This is a genomic window from Alsobacter sp. KACC 23698, assembly GCF_045348435.1.
Classification (GTDB): Bacteria; Pseudomonadota; Alphaproteobacteria; order Rhizobiales; family Beijerinckiaceae; genus Alsobacter.
Genome location: NZ_CP157484.1, coordinates 3,121,732 through 3,139,526, shown reverse-complemented (window position 1 = coordinate 3,139,526; position 17,795 = coordinate 3,121,732). Strand labels below are relative to the sequence as shown.

Annotated in this window: 25 protein-coding genes and 1 tRNA gene; 12 read left to right on the top strand and 14 right to left on the bottom strand. The window is 62.8% G+C overall.

Translation table 11 applies throughout. The features are described from left to right. The first annotated feature begins 87 nt into the window (after positions 1 to 87). Complete coding sequence (locus ABEG18_RS14765) at positions 88 to 309, top strand: TraY domain-containing protein (protein ID WP_406853814.1); 222 nt, start codon at positions 88 to 90, stop codon at positions 307 to 309. After that, on the top strand, positions 306 to 572 hold the full coding sequence (locus tag ABEG18_RS14760) for a type II toxin-antitoxin system RelE family toxin (RefSeq protein ID WP_406853813.1): 267 nt from the start codon (positions 306 to 308) through the stop codon (positions 570 to 572). The genes ABEG18_RS14765 and ABEG18_RS14760 overlap by 4 nt, the downstream gene beginning before the upstream one ends. 8 nt (positions 573 to 580) lie before the next feature. Here the strand turns inward: ABEG18_RS14760 and ABEG18_RS14755 are convergent, their stop codons facing one another. Next, entirely contained in the window at positions 581 to 1,108 is a 528-nt protein-coding gene (locus ABEG18_RS14755) for a DedA family protein (protein ID WP_406853812.1), read from the bottom strand. 183 nt (positions 1,109 to 1,291) lie between these two features. Here ABEG18_RS14755 and ABEG18_RS14750 point away from each other — a divergent pair, with 183 nt between their 5' ends. After that, entirely contained in the window at positions 1,292 to 1,933 is a 642-nt protein-coding gene (locus ABEG18_RS14750) for a glutathione S-transferase family protein (protein ID WP_406853811.1), read from the top strand. Next, entirely contained in the window at positions 1,930 to 2,424 is a 495-nt protein-coding gene (locus ABEG18_RS14745) for a GNAT family N-acetyltransferase (RefSeq protein ID WP_406853810.1), read from the top strand. The genes ABEG18_RS14750 and ABEG18_RS14745 overlap by 4 nt, the downstream gene beginning before the upstream one ends. A gap of 85 nt (positions 2,425 to 2,509) precedes the next feature. Here ABEG18_RS14745 and ABEG18_RS14740 read toward each other — a convergent pair whose 3' ends face one another. Continuing rightward, positions 2,510 to 2,812, bottom strand: a complete 303-nt coding sequence (locus tag ABEG18_RS14740; protein WP_406853809.1) for a hypothetical protein — start codon at positions 2,810 to 2,812, stop codon at positions 2,510 to 2,512. A 257-nt stretch (positions 2,813 to 3,069) separates the two neighbouring features. Between ABEG18_RS14740 and ABEG18_RS14735 the strand changes: the two genes are divergently transcribed. After that, positions 3,070 to 3,780 (top strand): glutathione S-transferase N-terminal domain-containing protein, encoded by a 711-nt coding sequence (locus ABEG18_RS14735; RefSeq protein ID WP_406853808.1) that lies wholly within the window; start codon positions 3,070 to 3,072, stop codon positions 3,778 to 3,780. 51 nt (positions 3,781 to 3,831) lie between these two features. On the opposite strand, the gene ABEG18_RS14730 is transcribed toward ABEG18_RS14735, so the two are convergent. Then, positions 3,832 to 4,275, bottom strand: coding sequence for a DUF2147 domain-containing protein (locus ABEG18_RS14730; RefSeq protein ID WP_406853807.1), 444 nt, complete (start codon positions 4,273 to 4,275; stop codon positions 3,832 to 3,834). Positions 4,276 to 4,754: 479 nt separating this feature from the next. On the opposite strand from ABEG18_RS14730, the gene ABEG18_RS14725 reads away from it, so the two are divergent. The 7 genes from ABEG18_RS14725 to ABEG18_RS14695 all read left to right on the top strand — a co-directional run bounded on the left by ABEG18_RS14725 (position 4,755) and on the right by ABEG18_RS14695 (position 8,167). Beyond that, complete coding sequence (locus tag ABEG18_RS14725) at positions 4,755 to 5,024, top strand: sel1 repeat family protein (protein WP_406853806.1); 270 nt, start codon at positions 4,755 to 4,757, stop codon at positions 5,022 to 5,024. A 75-nt stretch (positions 5,025 to 5,099) separates the two neighbouring features. Next, a tRNA-Ser gene (locus ABEG18_RS14720) sits at positions 5,100 to 5,193 on the top strand. A gap of 271 nt (positions 5,194 to 5,464) precedes the next feature. Further along, positions 5,465 to 6,088, top strand: coding sequence for a hypothetical protein (locus ABEG18_RS14715; RefSeq protein WP_406853805.1), 624 nt, complete (start codon positions 5,465 to 5,467; stop codon positions 6,086 to 6,088). A 111-nt stretch (positions 6,089 to 6,199) separates the two neighbouring features. After that, positions 6,200 to 6,742: a hypothetical protein gene (locus ABEG18_RS14710; protein WP_406853804.1), complete on the top strand. Its 543-nt coding sequence runs from the start codon at positions 6,200 to 6,202 to the stop codon at positions 6,740 to 6,742. 283 nt (positions 6,743 to 7,025) lie between these two features. After that, on the top strand, positions 7,026 to 7,379 hold the full coding sequence (locus ABEG18_RS14705; protein WP_406853803.1) for a cupin domain-containing protein: 354 nt from the start codon (positions 7,026 to 7,028) through the stop codon (positions 7,377 to 7,379). 223 nt (positions 7,380 to 7,602) lie between these two features. Beyond that, positions 7,603 to 7,815 carry a hypothetical protein gene (locus tag ABEG18_RS14700; RefSeq protein ID WP_406853802.1) on the top strand — a complete coding sequence of 71 codons (213 nt, stop codon included), beginning with the start codon at positions 7,603 to 7,605 and terminating at the stop codon, positions 7,813 to 7,815. Between the two features lie 79 nt (positions 7,816 to 7,894). After that, positions 7,895 to 8,167 carry a hypothetical protein gene (locus ABEG18_RS14695; RefSeq protein ID WP_406853801.1) on the top strand — a complete coding sequence of 91 codons (273 nt, stop codon included), beginning with the start codon at positions 7,895 to 7,897 and terminating at the stop codon, positions 8,165 to 8,167. A gap of 44 nt (positions 8,168 to 8,211) precedes the next feature. On the opposite strand, the gene ABEG18_RS14690 is transcribed toward ABEG18_RS14695, so the two are convergent. The 11 genes from ABEG18_RS14690 to ABEG18_RS14640 form a co-directional block, all read right to left on the bottom strand. Beyond that, the gene (locus ABEG18_RS14690; RefSeq protein WP_406853800.1) at positions 8,212 to 8,613 is read right to left on the bottom strand and encodes a hypothetical protein; all 402 of its coding nucleotides are present in this window, start codon (positions 8,611 to 8,613) and stop codon (positions 8,212 to 8,214) included. A 129-nt stretch (positions 8,614 to 8,742) separates the two neighbouring features. Next, positions 8,743 to 9,000: a hypothetical protein gene (locus ABEG18_RS14685; protein ID WP_406853799.1), complete on the bottom strand. Its 258-nt coding sequence runs from the start codon at positions 8,998 to 9,000 to the stop codon at positions 8,743 to 8,745. Positions 9,001 to 9,186: 186 nt separating this feature from the next. Further along, positions 9,187 to 9,492 (bottom strand): hypothetical protein, encoded by a 306-nt coding sequence (locus tag ABEG18_RS14680; protein ID WP_406853798.1) that lies wholly within the window; start codon positions 9,490 to 9,492, stop codon positions 9,187 to 9,189. Next, positions 9,479 to 10,081, bottom strand: a complete 603-nt coding sequence (locus tag ABEG18_RS14675) for a hypothetical protein (protein WP_406853797.1) — start codon at positions 10,079 to 10,081, stop codon at positions 9,479 to 9,481. The genes ABEG18_RS14680 and ABEG18_RS14675 overlap by 14 nt, the downstream gene beginning before the upstream one ends. 197 nt (positions 10,082 to 10,278) lie before the next feature. Continuing rightward, positions 10,279 to 11,031, bottom strand: a complete 753-nt coding sequence (locus ABEG18_RS14670) for a hypothetical protein (RefSeq protein WP_406853796.1) — start codon at positions 11,029 to 11,031, stop codon at positions 10,279 to 10,281. 117 nt (positions 11,032 to 11,148) lie between these two features. Beyond that, positions 11,149 to 11,688: a hypothetical protein gene (locus ABEG18_RS14665; RefSeq protein WP_406853795.1), complete on the bottom strand. Its 540-nt coding sequence runs from the start codon at positions 11,686 to 11,688 to the stop codon at positions 11,149 to 11,151. Between the two features lie 623 nt (positions 11,689 to 12,311). Continuing rightward, positions 12,312 to 12,998 carry a recombinase family protein gene (locus ABEG18_RS14660; protein WP_406853794.1) on the bottom strand — a complete coding sequence of 229 codons (687 nt, stop codon included), beginning with the start codon at positions 12,996 to 12,998 and terminating at the stop codon, positions 12,312 to 12,314. Positions 12,999 to 13,395: 397 nt separating this feature from the next. Beyond that, positions 13,396 to 14,163: an abortive infection family protein gene (locus tag ABEG18_RS14655; protein ID WP_406853793.1), complete on the bottom strand. Its 768-nt coding sequence runs from the start codon at positions 14,161 to 14,163 to the stop codon at positions 13,396 to 13,398. 88 nt (positions 14,164 to 14,251) lie between these two features. Next, positions 14,252 to 14,761 (bottom strand): hypothetical protein, encoded by a 510-nt coding sequence (locus ABEG18_RS14650; protein WP_406853792.1) that lies wholly within the window; start codon positions 14,759 to 14,761, stop codon positions 14,252 to 14,254. Between the two features lie 17 nt (positions 14,762 to 14,778). After that, positions 14,779 to 16,026 carry a hypothetical protein gene (locus tag ABEG18_RS14645; RefSeq protein ID WP_406853791.1) on the bottom strand — a complete coding sequence of 416 codons (1,248 nt, stop codon included), beginning with the start codon at positions 16,024 to 16,026 and terminating at the stop codon, positions 14,779 to 14,781. A 15-nt stretch (positions 16,027 to 16,041) separates the two neighbouring features. Continuing rightward, complete coding sequence (locus tag ABEG18_RS14640) at positions 16,042 to 17,628, bottom strand: DNA methyltransferase (protein ID WP_406853790.1); 1,587 nt, start codon at positions 17,626 to 17,628, stop codon at positions 16,042 to 16,044. Positions 17,629 to 17,795: the final 167 nt, after the last annotated feature.

The following is a 17,795-nucleotide window of genomic DNA, read 5'->3' as shown; positions in this document are numbered from 1 at the left end:
CGGCCGAAGCCGCGCAGCGGCGGAGGGGAAGGGCGCTTTTCGTCAAAGCAATCCAGTGCTATACGTGTATAGCACCAGGAGGGTTCGATGCTTGCTCTTCGTTTGACGCCGGACCTCGAAAAGAGACTGGAGGCGCTCGCCCGTCGCACGAACCGCACAAAAAGCTTCTATGCGCGGGAAGCCATCGAGCGTCATCTCGACGATATCGAGGACGGTTATCTCGCGCTGGAGCGATTGCGGCGTGGCGGGCCGACGGTTAGCCTTGAAGAACTGGAAGCCGAGTCGTCTGGCGACGCCGAACCCTCGTGATTTGGCGTGTCGTTTTCGACGCAGCCGCCGCCAAGGAACTGCGGGTGCTCGGCCACGCCGAAAGGCTGAAGGTCGAGAAATACCTGCGTGACAGGATCGCGACAGCCGAGGATCCACGTCGTTTCGGAAAACCTCTTTCGGGAGATCTTGCGGGTCTTTGGCGTTACAGAGTCGGGGATGTCCGCATCATCGCTTCGATTCAGAACAATGAATGGATTGTTCTCGTGCTTCGCGTCGGACATCGAAGCAGGGTCTACGACTGAGCAGGCCGCTAAAACCACCCCTTCAACGCCTCGACCCCGAACGCGCCGGCCCCCAGCGTCCATGTCGCCCACGCGAAGGCCGAGAGCCAGTTGGCGAGCTGGAAGGACCATTGCGGCATCTGGCAGGCGCCTGCGACCAGCGGCACCGCGGCGCGCAGCGGGCCGAGGAAGCGGCCGAAGAATACGCCGGCCCAACCCCACTTCTCGAAGGCCGCATGGCCGCGCGGCAGCAGGTCCGGGTGCTTGCTGAGCGGCCACATGCGCGAGATCGGCTCGTGATAGTGGTAGCCGAGCCAGTAGGACAGCCAGTCGCCCAGCGCCGCCCCGACGGCGGCGGCGAGCCAGAGCGGCAGGAAAGCCATGCCGCTCGCCCCCACCATCACGCCGATGCCCCACAGGATCACGGTGGCGGGGAGCAGCAGCGACACGAAGGCCAGCGACTCGCCGAAGGCCAGCGCGAAGACGATCGGGATGGCCCAACCCTCATGCGTCTTGATGAAGGACAGGATGGGCTCGACGAAGTCAGGAACGGTCAAAGAGGCGTCTCCCGGAGCATGGATCAACGAAGGGGAGGCGTCCCGTCGAACCGTATGCAGGCTGCGATCTCGGCGCAGAGGTGGTGAGCGTCGGCCTGAAGTCAACCGCGCAGCCGTCTTGCGGCGCGCCTGCGAAGCTGTAGGCTCCGCGCCTTGGCTTCATCCCCTCGCATGAGGACGTCCATGACCGCGCGTTTCACCCTTCACGGCATCTATCTCTCGGGCCCCACCTACAAGGTCGGGCTGGCGCTCGCGCTGGCGGGCGAGCCGTTCGACTATGACCACGTCAACCTGCGCGCCGGCCAGCACAAGTCGCCGGAGTTCCTGGCCAAGAACCGCTTCGGCCAGGTGCCCTGCCTGACGGACACGTCCAACGGCCGCAACCTGTGCCAGTCGGCCTCCATCCTCGAATACGTCGCCGACAAGACCGGCAAGTTCGGCGGCGCCACGCTGGAGGAGCGCATCGCCGCCCGCGAATGGATGTTCTGGGTCTGGGACAAGCTCGCTGCCCCCGTGTACCGCACCCGCGGCGCCAAGGCGGGGTTCCGCACGTTCGACGAGGCCACCCTGCAGATGTACGCCGCCGAGGCGACGGCGGCGCTGAGCTTCCTCGACAAGGCGCTCGCCGGACGCGACTGGCTGGTGGGCGAGGCGCCGACCATCGCCGACATCGACGTCTATGGGGTGGTCCACTATGTCGGCGAGGCCGGCTTCGACCTGGCGCCGTACCCGAACCTGACCGCCTGGGTGGCGCGCATGCGGGCGCTACCGGGCTTCGGCGACCCCGCCGACATCCTGCCGCCCGAGACCCGGGCCGCCGCGTGAGCGCAGCGGCCGGCGCCGTCATCCGGGAGGCGCGCCTCGCCGACCTCCCGGCCATCGTGGGGCTGCACGCGGCGGACCAGGGCTTCGGCCAGGGCGACGCGTGGAGCCCGGAGGCGGAAGCCGACTACCGCCGCGCCTTCCAGAGCCTGGCCGACCATCCCGACCACGTCCTCTATGTCGCCGAGGACGCCGGCGAGGTGGTCGGCTCGCTGCTGCTGAGCTTCATGCCGGGGCTGACCGGCCGGGGTGCGCTGCACGCCGTGCTGCGCTCCGTGCAGGTGCGGGGCGACCAGCGGTCGCGCGGCGTCGGGGCGCGCATGGTGGCCGCCGCGGAGGCCGAGGCGGCGCGCCGGGGCGCGCGCGTCTGCGAACTCATGTCGAACGCCGGACGCACCGACGCGCACCGCTTCTACGAGCGGCTCGGCTACGCCAAGAGCCATGCGGGCTTCAAGAAGCGCCTGCCCGCCGCGGCGACGTTCGTCCCGGGCTAAAGCAAGCTCAGCAGGCTCTCCTGGATCGGAAGGCCCCCGAAGCGGGTTCGGGGGCCTCGGGGCGCCGTATCGGCCGCCTGTCGGGTCACTTCTTCTTCAGGCACTCGCTGGAGAACTGGCGCCAGGTCTTGCCCTCGGTCTTGCCGGCCTTCTTCATGGTCTGCCACTCGGCGCCGCATTCCTTCATGCGGTTGCGGGAGGCCATTTGCGCCTCGGACGGCTTCTTGGCTTCGGTGGCGGGCGCGGCGGTCGCAGGCGCCGCCGGGGCGGCCGGGGCCGCAGCCGCGGGCGCAGGCTTCTTCAGGGGGTTGGTGGAGGTGGTCTGCGCCGAAACGGGCAGCGCGGCGGCGATGAACAAGGCCGTGAATGCGATCAAGCGGGTCTTCATGGGACTTCAATCCTCCAGGCGCCTGGGCGGTCCGCTCCCGGCGCGGCGTTCTTCGAGCCGGCCGGCGCAGCCGGGTTCTCCGGCTGCGTGGCGCATCCGCAATCGGATCACAAAAAACATCAATTACAAGTTGGAACTTGGAAATGGCGCGTTTCGCACCGCAGCGGGGCGCGCATTCGTGATCCCGCGCCGGCCTTCCGGTCGCGGCCGGTTCGCCCTACCTTGCGCCCATCGTCACACCCGAGGAGCGCACGCGCATGGCCGCAGCCGCCGGAACCCCCATCGACCTCTATTACTGGCCGACCCCCAATGGCTGGAAGATCAGCATCATGCTGGAGGAGACAGGGCTGCCCTACACGGTCCACGCCGTGAACATCGGCAAGGGCGAGCAGTTCAAGCCCGAGTTTCTGGCTATCTCCCCCAACAACCGCATGCCGGCCATCGTCGACCCTGACGGACCGGGCGGCCAGCCGATCTCGGTCTTCGAATCGGGCGCCATCCTGCAATATCTCGGCCGCAAGACGGGCCGGTTCTATCCCGCCGACGAGCGCCAGCGCGTCGCCGTCGAGGAGTGGCTGTTCTGGCAGGTCGGCGGCCTCGGGCCGATGGCCGGGCAGGCCCACCATTTCCGCATCTACGCTCCGGAGAAGACGCCCTACGCCATCGCCCGCTACACCAACGAGGTGAACCGCCTCTATGGCGTGATGAACACGCGCCTCGCCGACCACGACTACCTGGCCGGGGACTACTCCATCGCCGACATGGCCTGCATCGGCTGGGTGCGGGGCTGGGAGAGGCAAGGGCAGGTCATGGACGACTTCCCGCACCTGAAGCGCTGGTTCGAGGCCGTGATGGCGCGTCCCGCCGTCCAGCGCGGCGTCGCCGTGATGGCCGAGGTGCGGGCCCAGAACGACCTGTCGAAGGACAAGGACGCCCAGGCCGTGCTGTTTGGCCAGCGGGCCCGCTGAGCGGCCGGCCCAGCCCGGGCGGAGCGCAACCGCTCCGCCCGAGGGGGCGCGTCACTCGACCCTGGAGAGCGTCTCGGCCTTGCAGATCATCCCGCCGAGGACGCAGCCCTCGAGCTTCAGCTCACGCGGGCCCAGGACGGTGAGATAGCCCGAATAGGTCTTTCCCTCGTCGGCCTTGTAGACCTCGCCCTTCCACTGGTCGGCCTTGCCGGTGGGCTTCATGCCCAGGATGACGGGCAGGCCGAGCGCCGGGCGGCCGCGCTTGGCGGGGTCTGGATTCTGGTCGTCGACGCGGGGCTTGCCGTCGGGCCCGTTCGGCTCCTTCAGCCAGGTGACCGTGCCGCACAGCGCGCCGCCGCAATTGACGATCCTGATCCGGGCCGTCCCGGTGCCGCGCAGCCACAGGCCCGTGGCGTCGGCCGCTTCGGCCGCCAGGGGCGCGCCCCCGAGCGCCAGGGCCACGCCGATCCATCCCGTCTTGCGCCATCCAGCCATCGTCCGCGTCCTCCCGTCGGCGCTCCGGCGGCGCCGTTCAGGGCAGTCTAGAGCATGCTGTGTTTCGACGGAAACACCGCATGCTCTCGTGTCCTGGCGGCCGCATGCTTTGGCGCGAAGAGCCGGTTTCCACCTTCTCGCAGCATGGTCGAGCAAAGCGAAGCGCGCCGCGACCTGGGCCGCGGCGGGCGCCGGCTTCGCGATCCAGAGTCAATGAAGCGTGAAACGGCGCAGGACGCGCCGATGCGCCCGGACGCGCGGGACCAAGGCGTTTCCTCAGATTCGGCGCGCGCCCATCGTCAACGCCGGGTGAACTTAATCTCTTCGTATGGAATCGAAAAGGAACGATTCACGCTCCTTATTAGGGCGCTTTTGAAGAAAAAGCGATCAACTGTGATTGTTCAAGGCGACATCGAGCATCCATTGATGGCGCCCCAAGTATTCAGCCCCCAAGAGGGGCCCGACAGGGAATCAGGACCATGGCTCGCTTCGAAATGTCCACGGCCGACATGGCCTCGATCGCTTCGCCCGAGATGGACGGCGTCGCCTTCCTCGAACTCGGGATGATGTACGCCGCCGGCCGCTCGGTGGAGGTGGACCGCATCGCCGCGCACAAGTGGCTCAACATCGCGGCCGTCCGCGGCTGCCGCGACGCCCTGGCGCTGCGCGCCGAGGTGGCCGCCGAAATGACCGCCGCCGAGATCGCCGACGCCCAGCGGGCCGCCCGCATGTGGCTGCAGTTGCACTGAGCCGGCGGCCCTCCGGCGCAAGCCGCGTTTGCGCCGTTGACCCCACCGCGATGATCGCCTAGAGGTTCCCGCGCTGGAGACGTGGCCGAGAGGCTGAAGGCGGCGGTTTGCTAAACCGTTATAGGGTTGTAAAGCCCTATCGAGGGTTCGAATCCCTCCGTCTCCGCCATTTTTCTAAGTCGTTGATTTGTATTTGGAATTCCGGCTCATACCCCACACGCGGGGACGGCCTTATACCCCACACGCTGTGCTGCTTCTGAAAACGAACAGATCGGAAGGGCAGGGGAGGAGCCCGAAGGACCTCTCCCCAAGCCTTAGTGACGGGCATTGGCCTCGTTCTTCTCAGGCAGTTCGTGGACCGCCATGGCGAACAGCTCACTGAGCCCGAGTTGAGCGTTGGCCCCAGTTGAACCATCCGGGGCTGGCCCGCATGATGGTTCATGCGTTGGCAATCCACCCCCGTCCGAGCACGCCGCCCCCCTCCAGCGGCCTTCGTTCCACTCTGTCAGCCGATCCTCTCCCACAAGGTCCCTGAAGGCCCACAGTGGCAGCATGAGGTGAAGTATGACGGCTATCGTATGTTGGCCCGACGGCAAGGTGACCGCATAGACCTGTGGAGCCGTCATGGCCTGTCCTGGACACAGGCGTTCATGGGGGTCGCTACCGACCTCTCACACCTCGCGGCTACGTCGATAGCTATTGATGGTGAGATGATCCTTGGCCACGAGAGCGGCCTTCAGGACTTCCACGGGCTCAGGTCGACGTACAGACAGCCCGAAGCGGTGCTGGTCGCCTTCGACCTGTTGGAGCTCGATGGTAGCGATCTCCGCTCGCGTCCATTGGTCGAACGTAGAGCCCTGCTTGAAGAGGCAGTGAAGGGCAGCTCGGGCCACATCCTCTTCTCAGAGGCCCTGGACGGACCTACCGGATCGGCCCTACTTCGCCACGCCTGTGCCATGGGGCTTGAGGGTATCGTATCGAAGCGCCTGGACGCGCCGTACAGAGCTGGGAGAGATCCACGTTGGCTCAAGATCAAGTGCCCTAACTACGAGCGCCAGGGCTGATGCCTGAGCGCCTAAGCGAATGGACACGGCAGGAGCCATCACCAACGATCATAGTGTCGAGAGCGCAACTGTTCGGGGCGTGGCGGTAGGTTGGGCGGCGCAGGAGGGGAAATGGCGGAAGACGGGAAGCCGAAGAAGCGTGACGAGGCCGCACGTGCTTGGCTCCATTACGGCGACGCATACTTCTATGACGCGGCCCTATTGCACAGGGAAGAGAAGCCGGATCGAGGCTTCTTCAACGCCCCGGTCGCCTATCTCTACTTCCACGCAATCGAACTGTATCTGAAGAGCTTCCTTCGTCACCACGGCGTCTCCGAGGAGAAGCTCGGCTCTCAGAAGTTCGGGCACCAACTCGCCAAGCTGCTGAAACATTGCCGAAAGCGAGGTCTCCCCAGGATCAAACGACTGGAGGACATCTGTGAACGGGCAGTTCTCTACGACCAACCCATTCGAGCGCGGTACATCACCACGGGATGGGCGGTTAGTCCGAAGCTGACCGCCCAGCACGAAGCGTGTTGGAAGCTCAGGACGTTGGTAGCTCGGGAGCTTGAACCAGTGGTCACGATCAACGAGCTGCCCAAGATGCCGGTGGTCCATCCAGAGGTCTTGAGCTTCAAGCAGGCACTCAGGCGCATGGAGCGCATCGAGGAGTAGGTTCCCAAGACGGATGGCTACTGCCTTGCAGGTTGGCCTTGGGAACCGGCCATCAAGTTCGAGCAGCGTCCAGCAGAGCGAAAGCCCCGATTGGTTGCTGGCGGGTGTGCGACAACATCGATCTCATCGAGATCTGCTTCCGCCCAAGTCCGATCCGCAATTAGTCTCCACGGATCACTCGTTGCGTGATCTCGCGCGGGGCATGTCTTCAATGACGTGACGCTTCCCCCCGACCGGGAGTATGATCGAACAGTTATCGGCGTGATGGCTCAGGCTTGAGGCAATGCGCGTCATCGACCACGGGGGACAGGAGCGGGCGCTGTGGAGACCCGGCGTTCTCACGCGTATGCGCATTTCGACCGCAACGGGTGCGGAGCAACTGTGTGTCTTCGAGCAATGGTGTGACCCTGGTTGCGGCGCGCCTCCTCATCTTCACACGGTCGAAGAGGTGCTGACCGTTCTGGCTGGCCGCGCCGAAGTCTGGATTAATGAGGAGCGCGCTGCCCTGACCGCCGGACAATCTGTGATCGTACCAGCGGGCCATCGACATGGCTTCCACAATACCGGTGAGACGGTACTCCACATGGAAGCGATCCTTGCCGCGCCAATGTTCGGTCCAGCCACACAGCGCGAATAACCAGTCCGATGGACGGGCTTAGGCGAAGCCGCCGAAAGACCGATCCCCTAAATGTAGAATGGCTGTCGGTCGAGGTTCGGGTGGAGGTGGTAGCCAACGAACTTGGAATGCCTCAGCCCTCTCGGCGGTGGTAGCCCGTTGCCTATCTTTTCGACTTGCCACGGTCAGCTTTTGTAGCAACCTCAAGGTCGGGGGCGCAATCAGTCCCACGGGAGGACGCGCCATGGCCACACAGAACAATCAAGATCGCGACCAGCAGAACAAGCGCAGCGGTCAGCAAGGCGGGCAAGCCGGTCAACACGAAGACCGCAATCGCAATGACCAGCAGAGCCAGCGCGGCGGTCAGAGCGGACAGCAGGGCCAGCAGGAGCATCGGGACGAGCAGAAGGGGCGCTCCGGTCAGCAAGGGGGCGGTCAGGGCTCTCGGCAAGGCTGACTAGCGCAGCGCGCACGAGGTATCGGAAGAGCCTCGTGCGCGTGTTCCGTTCTGCATCACGTACCGTTGGGAGGCGCGGATGTTCCGCAGCCTGGTAGGCATGCCTGTGCTATGGCTGCCCTCGGTCGCCTATGTCTTTCCGCTCGCCGGAACTGAGTGGCTTCCGATGCAACCCCTCATCGCAAGAGCCGAAAGCGAGCCCCTGTCCGAGGAGTACTTCTGGGAGCTGTTCGCAGATCGCGGAGTGCCCCCTTTTCCTGAGCCATTTTCATTGGACGACCGTCGCCGCCGTGCGGACTTCTACTACAACGGCGTGATGACAAGCGCGGGGGGCATGGCGCGTCCGCAGTAGTTGCGCTGCCAGTCGCTTTGCCGAGCCGCGACGACGAGGTCTATCTACTCAGCCGGAACCGCCGAACGCACCTCGCCAGCCCGGTTCCGCCGGTACACCAGCCAGCCAAAGAAGGCCATGTCACCAAAGACCACCAGGGACGAGACGGCGGCGATAGGATCTCCCGCTGTCCGACCGGTATGAATGAGGCCAACCCCTACGACCAGGACCACTGTGGCGACGATCCAGGTCCAGACCTGTACGAGCGCCGCTCGGCTCCGATCCAGGTTCGGGTGGAGGTGGTAAAAGATGCCGAACAGGAACAACGAGACCCAGCCCAGAAGGTTGAGGTGCGCGTGAGCGGGCATGGTTGAGTGGTCGCCAGACGCTGCCATCGCGATGCCCCACCCCATTCCGACCAGGACCAACAAGACGGCTGCCTGGAAGCTCAGAGATGACGCTTTCATGTTCCCCTCCTGTTGTCTGCTGCGTGAAGGGCAAAGGCGCATGTAGAGTGACCCTATTTCGCGTCCCGCGCCATACGTCGACCGGGTGGATCCCCAGCCCACCCGTTCACAGTTCTTCCGGGTGGCCGGTCAAGTAGACAGATCGGGGGTGCTGTCCAAGCACGCCAGCTTGAACGCCTTGCACTGTCGATCATCGGAGGGCTCCACCAAGGCGCGACGAGGTCGCCTCGGATCCCACGCGTAGTCGACATGCTGCTCATGCAGCATCTTTCGCACTGATCCGGGCTCTCGACGCACGATCTCCTCACGGTCGAACAGACCCTGAGCGAGCTTGTTGTAGTCGAAGAGGAGGTCACCCTTGTGGGTCTCGATGAGCAGGTAGCGCATGGCGTCACTCCCGCTGGGCGAAGCTCGGATGTTAACGAGCCAGGCGGTCACGACAAGCGTGTTTAATGAAGTGTAGTGGCTCGGGACTACCGGGTGCCATGTTGCAGGGCGCATCCTGCTGCTCAAGGGGAGGGGAGAGGCCATGCATGGCAGCCTCTCCCTCTTGGGTGGGCTACAGGAGCCCCTTCAGGACCGCCTCACGTCGAAGGAATGGATGTCGGTCTTCACGCGCGTGCGAAGGACGAAGTCCAGGAACTTGACGTGAGGCGGCGTGAGATGGCTGGACTGCTCCAGCATGTCCTCACAGTCGCCGATGAAGTTCGTGGCGTCAGCGCCATCGATGTTGCGACCGGGCTTGACCAGTCGCGCGAACTCTCTTCGCCGCATGAGAGCCCCATCTTTCGGATTGATGTAGCTGATCATGCGGTCGATCTCGTCGCGAACGATGCTCTGTTCGTACTGAGCAAGGCAGGTTTCTTTATCGGGTGTCATCAGTTGTCTCTGTGTTGTGGTGTTTGGTGTCGAGTTCACGCCGCATCTCGTTAAGGCGACGGGTGTTGGTCCTTCGACTGTACTGACGTTGCTTCCTGGCAGAGGCCCGCTGGTTGGCGCGTTGGGCCTCCATCTCGGCGGACGGAGCTGTCCGCCAGTGATTGCAGTGGCCCTCTCGCCACCGAGCTGCCAGCTCAGGGGCCATTTCCCAGGCCCACTTCATGAAGGTGGTCGGGGAGATGTTCAGGTCATGTGCTAGGAGGTAGGCGGGCATGAAGAAGCCGCACGAGGAGACGTGCTCCCCAGCTTCGATCAAGGCCCTCATGGCGGCCTTCTTGGCCTCGACAGTGGCCTTGTCGTTCTTGCCACGGGCTGCCAGCGCAGCGGCGTAGTCAGGACAGTGCTTGTCGATCCACCGCTTGGCTGTGGACCCTGGAACGTCTAGGAGCCGACCAAGGTAGTAGGTGCTCATCCACTTCCCGGTCTTGGGGTCGATGAGGTGGCCTTCCTTGTAGAGGCGAAGGAACTTGGCTCGTACAGTCGCGAGGTGGCGGCGGCGGGGACAACCCCCACCGTTGGTCTTGGTCATTGGTCTTTGTCTTTGAGGTTAGGAAAGGTGGAAGGAGGAGATCTTCCAGGGTTGAAAAAGGTTGTTAGCGTCGAATTTGCACAGCCCCCGTGGGGGTGAAGACCATCTCGGTTGACTTGATGAAGTCGTGTTTTCACCAAGGCGAGTGCTTGGGTAATATAGTCCGATCAACTGATCAAAGCCCTGAGGGCTTCGCCTTAGGCTGCCTTCAGGGTTTCTTGCGTCCAGACATCACCCTCGATCCCATACAGGTCAAAGGCGACAGCCTTGGATTGGTTGAAGAAGCGAGGGAGGATGGACAGCCCCACATGGGCGGCCTCCCTCATCTCCTTCTCAGTCAAAGACCACCCAGCATCATCAGGGATCCGGGGTAGCTCCTTAGTCTTCTGCCTCGTCAGGTACTCCCGCTGCTCCCTGCGGAGCTTGGCGTACTTGGAGACCAGCTTGAGGTCAGAACTGGTGATGAGGGAGACCTCCGAGAGGGTCAGGCTGGGGTGATGGTCCAGGAGCCAGCAGACCTGTTCCTGTACGGTCATCGTCCTCCGTCTCCCTTCCGCGAAGGACCACAGACGGGCCTCAGCGGCTCTCACAGAAGGCTTGCTCCTCTTCGCAGCTTCGACCTCAGCCCTTGCCTCATCCCACAGGGAGGCAATGAGCGCCTGACCCAGGGGGGAGATCACGTCGAAGGGGTACAGCTTGCCGTTCTTGGTCCTCTTGGGGGTCAGCCTCTTGCCATAGCCCATGGCCACAGCTTCGTGGGTCAGCCTCTGCCATCCATGTCTCCCCTCTGAAGCGAGAAGGTTCATGGCCTTCAAGATCACCCGGAACTCACGAGGGCCACACTGGTAGTCGGTGGCCAGCTCGGACACGGTCTTCCAGACGCCAAGTGATGTGGTGGTGAGGTCGCCCGAACGACGGTCGAGGGTCTCTGCGGTGTACTCCTGGGGCATGGTGGTCTCCTCGGGTTCGGGATGGTGTGTGGTCAGCCGTCATCGTCCTCGTGGTGGTGGCCACGGGGCTGTTTCTCTGGGAGGGTGGGGCAATCAGGGGTGAGGTCGTCTGGCTGGTCAGGCCAGTTCGCTCAGGGCCTCACGGAAGTCCGCCTCAGCCCTGCGCTTGATCTCAACTTCACGGTCTTCAAGGTGCTGGAGGTGGACCCCTACGGGGCCGAGGGTCTGAACGATCCACTGAGCGAAGAACTCAGCGGCCTTCGGGTGGAGGTCCTTGTAGACCAGCCGGTTTCCGTTGGCCTTGGCGTCCCAGTAGCTGCCAGCATTCAGCTTCGTCAGTCCTCGCACCCTGCGGGTGATCTGGAAGCGCAGCGCACGGTCGTCCTGGAAGAAGTGAGGGTTGTCCCTTTCCAGGAGGTAGAGGGCCAACACGGTCTTCACGACGGTCATGGGCTGGACGTTGTCAGCCAGCTTCAGAACGGAGGCAGCCGCCTCACGCTCCCAGCCTGACCCAGCCTTCCCGGCGTAGAAGTCTCCCCAGATCCGCTTCGCGTTCTCGACGTTAGCAAGCCACCGGGCTTCCACAGCGGACCAGATGATCTTGTCCTGGTTCTTCTCGATGCGCTCTTCCACCCGCTTCACGTAGGGCTTGAGCATGTGCTTGGTGACAGCCTTCTGGAGGCTGTGTCCGTGGCGACGGTGCGCCTTCTCGTGAGCGTGGCAGCGGATGCTCCAGCGTCCAGTCACGGCGTTGGCGCAACCCGCCACGCAGCATGGCTTGTTCATGATGATAGGTCCCGAAATGTCGGAGGAAGAGGCAGTAATGGTGCCCTGAGCGTCGACGCCAGATGTCGGCTTGTGGTGGCTCAGGGGTGTGAGAGATCAGTCAGCGTGGCTGCTGAGGGTCGCGAAGAATGGTCTGTTATTCCGATAGGGGGCCGTAATCGGATGCGGCGTTACGCCCGCCTCGGCCTGGGGCGGATGAGCGCGACGGCTGACCGTCATACGCCCAGATGGCTTCAGAGCCGGAGGCGTATTTCACATTTTCATGAAGTGTAATTGGGGGTACACCCGACCACACGCAGACGCTCGATCCACCGCGCGTCTTTTTCCGATAGGGCGGGGTAATCGTCCGGGGGTTTACCGATAGGTGGGGGTAATCGTCGGGGGTATTCCGATAGCCAGTTGGCTCACTATCCCGATAGCCCGCCCTAATCAGGCTGTGGGTTTACCGATAGGTGGCCGTAATTGGCGCTGGTCCGTCCCCGCCACCAAATCCCTCACAGCCTCTCCAGCAGGTTCAGGACGCTCCTGGCCGTCCACTTTCCACCCCGTGCGGTGCTCACGTCGGCCTCGTTCAGCGCCTTCGCTATGCCGTTGGCTGACGTGATCCCCTTGGCCTTTAGGTCCTCAACGATGGCCCTGAGCGCCCCTGCACGATCATCAGCGCCTCTCCTGATCGCGCTCACCGCCTCCACGTTGCCACGGCCCTTGAGGTGAGTAGCCCCCAGAGGGTTGCCCAGCTTCACTCCACGGGCCTTGGCAGCCGTCAGGGCAGCCTTGGTCCGCTCAGAGATCATCCGTGCCTCCTTCTCCGCGATGGCCGCGTAGATGTGCAGCATGAAGGGATCTGCGTCAGGACCAAGCTCGGTGACCACGAACGGAACACGGTGGCGCATGAGACCGGAGATGAAGTGAACGTCACGGCTGAGGCGGTCCAGCTTGGCCACGATCACGCGACAGTCCTTGCTTCGCTGAGCTGCCCCGATGGCAGCCGCAAGCTGGGGACGGGCCTCAAGCGCGTCTGACCCCTTACCTGTCTCCACGTCCGTGAACTCAGAGACGATCTGGAGGCCCTCAGCCTCAGCGAACCTGCTCACGGCCTCCCGCTGAGCTTCCAGGCCAAGCCCTGACTTGCCCTGACGCTTGGTGGAAACACGGAAGTAGGCGACAGCGGCTCGGGTCATGCTGGTGTCCTAGGTGACTTGCACAATCACCATACCAACGTTTGGCAATTATGCAAATCAATTCAGATGTCCCTATCGCATCGTCAAGCTCACCAAGGCAAAGGCCTTCTGAGGGCCTCTCGCGAGGCATTCGGAGCCCCCATGGGGGGTGAAACATCGCCCCGCTTTCGTGGATGCGGCCTCAGATGCGGGGCGGAAACAAAAGGGTATTCAGGCCGCTTGTCACGGGATCGTGGACCGACGATTAGCCTTCAACGCGTCAAGTTCTCAGGTATAAGCCAGGTAGCACGACACTAATCTGCCTTGTGAAACGCGCGAGACGGTCGAGCTTCGTTGCCACGACCTTGGCTTGGGCGACGCGCGAAGGCGACGAGTGGACGCCAGTTCGACTTGGCCCTCACTGAGGCCCTTTCTCATTGTTCCTGGCTTCGAATGTCTGCACCAGAAAGGCACTGAGGCTGCCAGCTAAGTTCACCGCCAGTTCGGCATGGCGCGGGGCTGGCCTGACTTGTCGTGCAACTTTCCCGTGCGCGTCACCAACCTTGTTCCGCAGTTCACCAAGGTCTTTAACAACCGTCATGCAGCTCTGGAGAATGGATTTGAAGACCTGTTCGGTGTGCTGCGTAGGGGCCAAATTCAGCCTCTCCGCCGTCTGTCGGTAGAGCTTCGGAAGGTCAGCCCCGTCGTCCACAGATCCGGTTAGCTCCTCCACGATCCGCTTGCACACGGTCTCCAGGAGGGTCCGCGCGGCAGTGATGGCTCCCTCGGGATCTTCCGCGCGACGACTGAGAGCCTTCTCCCATGCAGCGTGAACGCCAGCTTCGTCGAAGGTCTTGAGGGCTTGTGAGGTGCCCTGGTCGAGCGGCGCGGCATAGTCGAACTCAAGGTGCTTCAGGAGAGGCTGAAACACGTCTCTGATGAACACACGCCGTTGAGCGTAGGTCCCGTATCGTGGCTTCACCCAACTCCAGACCGCCGAGAGCGAGTGGCTGTCGATCACAAAGCCCGGGAGCAGGGACTTCACTCCTTGCCGCGAGCACAACTCCTTCCGCATCGAGACGTAGGCATCGTTGTTACCAGAGCCGCCGGTAACATGATCAACGAGCATCTCCTGAAGGTCGAGGGCGAGGGCGAACAGGTGCTCGGAGGGCGGTTTCCGGGTCATGGTTCAGAGCGCGTAAGGGGGGCATGGGGGGAGCCGCCGACACACGTTTGTTGATGCCTCGAAACGGTTTTTCGCCAGAAGGACACCATCACACACCGCCAATCCCTTTCTCATTATATTGTTCCCAGGCCCATCTAGCCACTTTGATGTCTTCCTCACGTTCTGCGATTGCTAAGTCCTGTCGGTAGTCTTCCGCAGCTTCTTCAATCAATCGTTTCTGCACCCGAACGAATTTGTCGAGCCGCTTCCTGCTCCAAGCGTCCCCCCATTCTCCCATGTAGAGTGCGTCCTTCACCGGCGGCAAGGTCTCCGCCGAGAGCAGGAAGAAGATGATCATTATGCGGATCTGGGCCGGTTGCCCCTGCGTCCGTCCAACCCTGTAACCCAAGCACTTCAGGAGCCCCGGATCGGGCCGTTCACGGTCGAAACCAGGGGGTAGGAAGTAGGCCTCATCCCTCCACACTCTCTCGATCCGGTTGAGAACATATGAGGCCTCTGGTTTCGCTTCGAGCCTCGCCAGTGTAATTGCCAGAAAATCGCCACGCTCAAGCGGGTCCATTCTCCGAATTGCAGCTTCCAACTTGTCCAGGTCAGCCATCTCACTTTGCCCTGCGGTCAGCTTCCCTTCGACCTCTCTAGGTTCAGCTTCAGCAGCCGCTCCAGAGCGTCCTCCTCGCCAATGTCCTCAGGCCACCCGTAGGCAGCTGCAACGGCAGCGTCGAGTTCCGCGTGTGCGTTGGCGAGCCACGTCGGGCGCTGGTTATAGAGGCTCGTGAGGGTGCGCTTCTTGAGGACTTCGGCGGCGGCGGCGTTCACAGGGAGGATCCTGTCGGGGAAGCCGGGCACAACCTCCGGGACCCGCTTCACGAGGTCTGAGGGGTTCAGCCAGTTCTCTCGAAGGCGGTTGAGGGTCTGCGCTGCTGATGCAATTCGAATGGCTCGTGGATCCGTCGCATACGAGGCGGCGGGCCGGTCAGGGGTAAGGCCAGCGGGGAAGGGAAAGGTCTCGAACGTGGATGTCGGCGTGTACGTAGGATCGTTTCCGGCTCCGACAAACGCCCCCCTGACCAGCGACCAACGCTCGTGAAAACGAGAGTGCAGGACGCCAAATGTAGTATCGTCATCCCTGGCGATCGCTATCACCAAGTTGTCTGGTGCAACCCTGGGATGGAGCCACAAGAAAACGCGGTGGCGTGAGACCTTTGGCGTCACGATGCACCGATTGAGCGTGGCCGTCGCTTTTCTCAAGCCGGGTCGAGCCTCTGCAAAAATCCACCAGCGGTCACGGTAGATCGGGCGTTTGTTGAGGGCGCGGAAGGGCTTCACGACCTTCGCGATTTGCTCGAAAGGAGATTGGTACAAAGACGCGGCGTCTTGGGTCTGGCCTGAAAAGTCTACAACCCATGCCTCTTCGCGGCGCTTGACCAGATCGCCGCCGCTTTTGATTGGACGCAGAACGTCTGCGTTTCCGCGTCCGTTTGGGTTCACCGGTTCCAACAACCACTGCCGGGCCGTTAGCCCATCAATTTCGAAAGGACCACCCTTAGTGAACCCCTGAAAAGAGATGCCGGTATTCTCATGAAGCGATCCTGCCAGGGTCAGGTCACTCGCCAGAGCGGTCAAGTCTGCGTTGATTACCGAAACCGAATTTCCGTTGAGCCGGAGGTTTTGCTTCTCCCGTCCACAGCAGACCAAGGAGACACGGACTGCGGCACCGTCCACCACCCAAGGCTCGTCGGACCACGCCTCGAAGATCGGAGCAACTTCAATCAACCGCTCAAGTACTCGGCGGCTTGCTCCGTTTCGGATGGAGTTTGTCGATACCAGTCCGACCCTATTGGCGGCTCCAGCCTTGAGTTGCACTTGTGCTTTCTCGAATTAATAGGCGACAAGGTCCGCCTCGGGAGACACGCGGTTGTCATACTGGTCGAACAACTGATCAACGTAGGTGTCACCAAGGCCGCGCCGTAGCAGTTTGCTTCCGAGAAAGGGTGGGTTGCCGATGATGCTGTCAGCCGTTGGCCACTTTGCTTCGCTGCCGTCACCGTTCAGCAGCGCGTCTCGACACTCAATCGTCACAAGCGGCTTCAGGATCGGATCTCTGGAAACATTGAAGCCATTACGCTGCATCCACTGGATCTCACCGATCCAGATGCTCACGCGGGCCAGTTCAGCAGCATAAGGGTTGATCTCGATCCCCTTCACCGACCCCGGCCCAATGTGCGGAAACTCGCGTGCGAAGATGCGTGGGCTGAGGGCTTCAGCTTCCAGGCTGACCTTGTGCTCCAGGTCCTTCAGCGCCAGGAGGGCGAGGTAGAGGAAGTTCCCCGAGCCACACGCCGGGTCGAGAACCGTGAAGCTCCTCAGCCGCCCCAGGAAGTCTCTCAGGAGGCGAACGGCTTCTCCTTCCGCCTTCGTCTGGGTGGACCGGCTCTTGGCCTCCTGGGCCTTCTGAAGGGCCGCAGAGAGCCTCCCCTTAGTGCCCTCCCACTCAGCAGTTAGCGGCTCGACGACCACCGCATCCACAATGAGCTTGATCTTGTCCCTGTCGGTATAGTGAGCACCAAGCTGGGATCGCTTGTCGGGATCCAGCCCGCGCTCGAAGAGGGTTCCGAAGATGGACGGGTCAATCTCAGCCCAGTCCAGATCCGCGACCTTCAGCGCGAGTTGAACATCCTCCTTCGTGAGGGGGAGGGCGGTGTCATCGTCGAAGAGCCCACCGTTGAACCAAGCGACATGCTCGAAGCCGATCATGCCACCCCCACGCATGGCCCCGAACAGCCCTCGGGCCATCGTTGCAAAGCGGTCAGGGGCGCTCAGGCTGGCGTCGAGCATCCGCCTGAACATCTTGTTGGGCAGGAGATCCACGTCTTCCGCGAACATGCAAAAGACCAGCCGGTTGACGAAGTGGGCCACCACGTCGGCGGGATGGCCCTGCTCACGGAGCCGTTGTGCCAGCCGGGCGAACTCTCCAGCCGCTTCCTCGGTGAGCGCCTGACGTGTCTTGCCGGGACGGAGGTTGTCGGGTGCTGATAGGACTGACTTCAGCGCATCCCGAGCATCCGGCTTGCTGAGGTCGTCCAAGTGGAACTCGTAGACCTTGCTGACCGTGTTGGTCCAGTTGGTCGCAATCCTGAACCGTTCGATGTCCGAGACGACCAGGAGTGGAGGGTTCTCAAGGGCCAAGGCGTACTGCTGGAGTTGTACGAAGGCAGCGTTCAGGTCCTTGCGCTTGCCCTTGTACTCCCAGGCGAAGCATCCGCGCTTCCATACGTCTGCCCAGCCTTCGCCTCCGGTGGTCTTCGTGGCTCCCTTCTCGAAGGCGTACCAGTCCCCTTTCGGATCAACGTCGGTGGGAGCGGGCTCATCCAGGAGGCGGCAGAGGTCGATGAAGTGGGACTGAGCAGCGGCCCTCTCGCCTACTGCAACGGCCTTCCACTTCGAGATGAACTGTTCGGGGGTCATACGGAAGCGGTCAGGTCCTGTTCCCAGATCCATCGCTCCCGGAGAGGAAGGCGGGTCGGCTGGATCTCCACCGTAGCCTTGAAGTCCCAAGTGTGAACAGCCCAGAAGGACCAGGACCCCGCAGAAGCCGACCTGCGATGCCTAAGGGCAACGCTTATCCAGCTCGC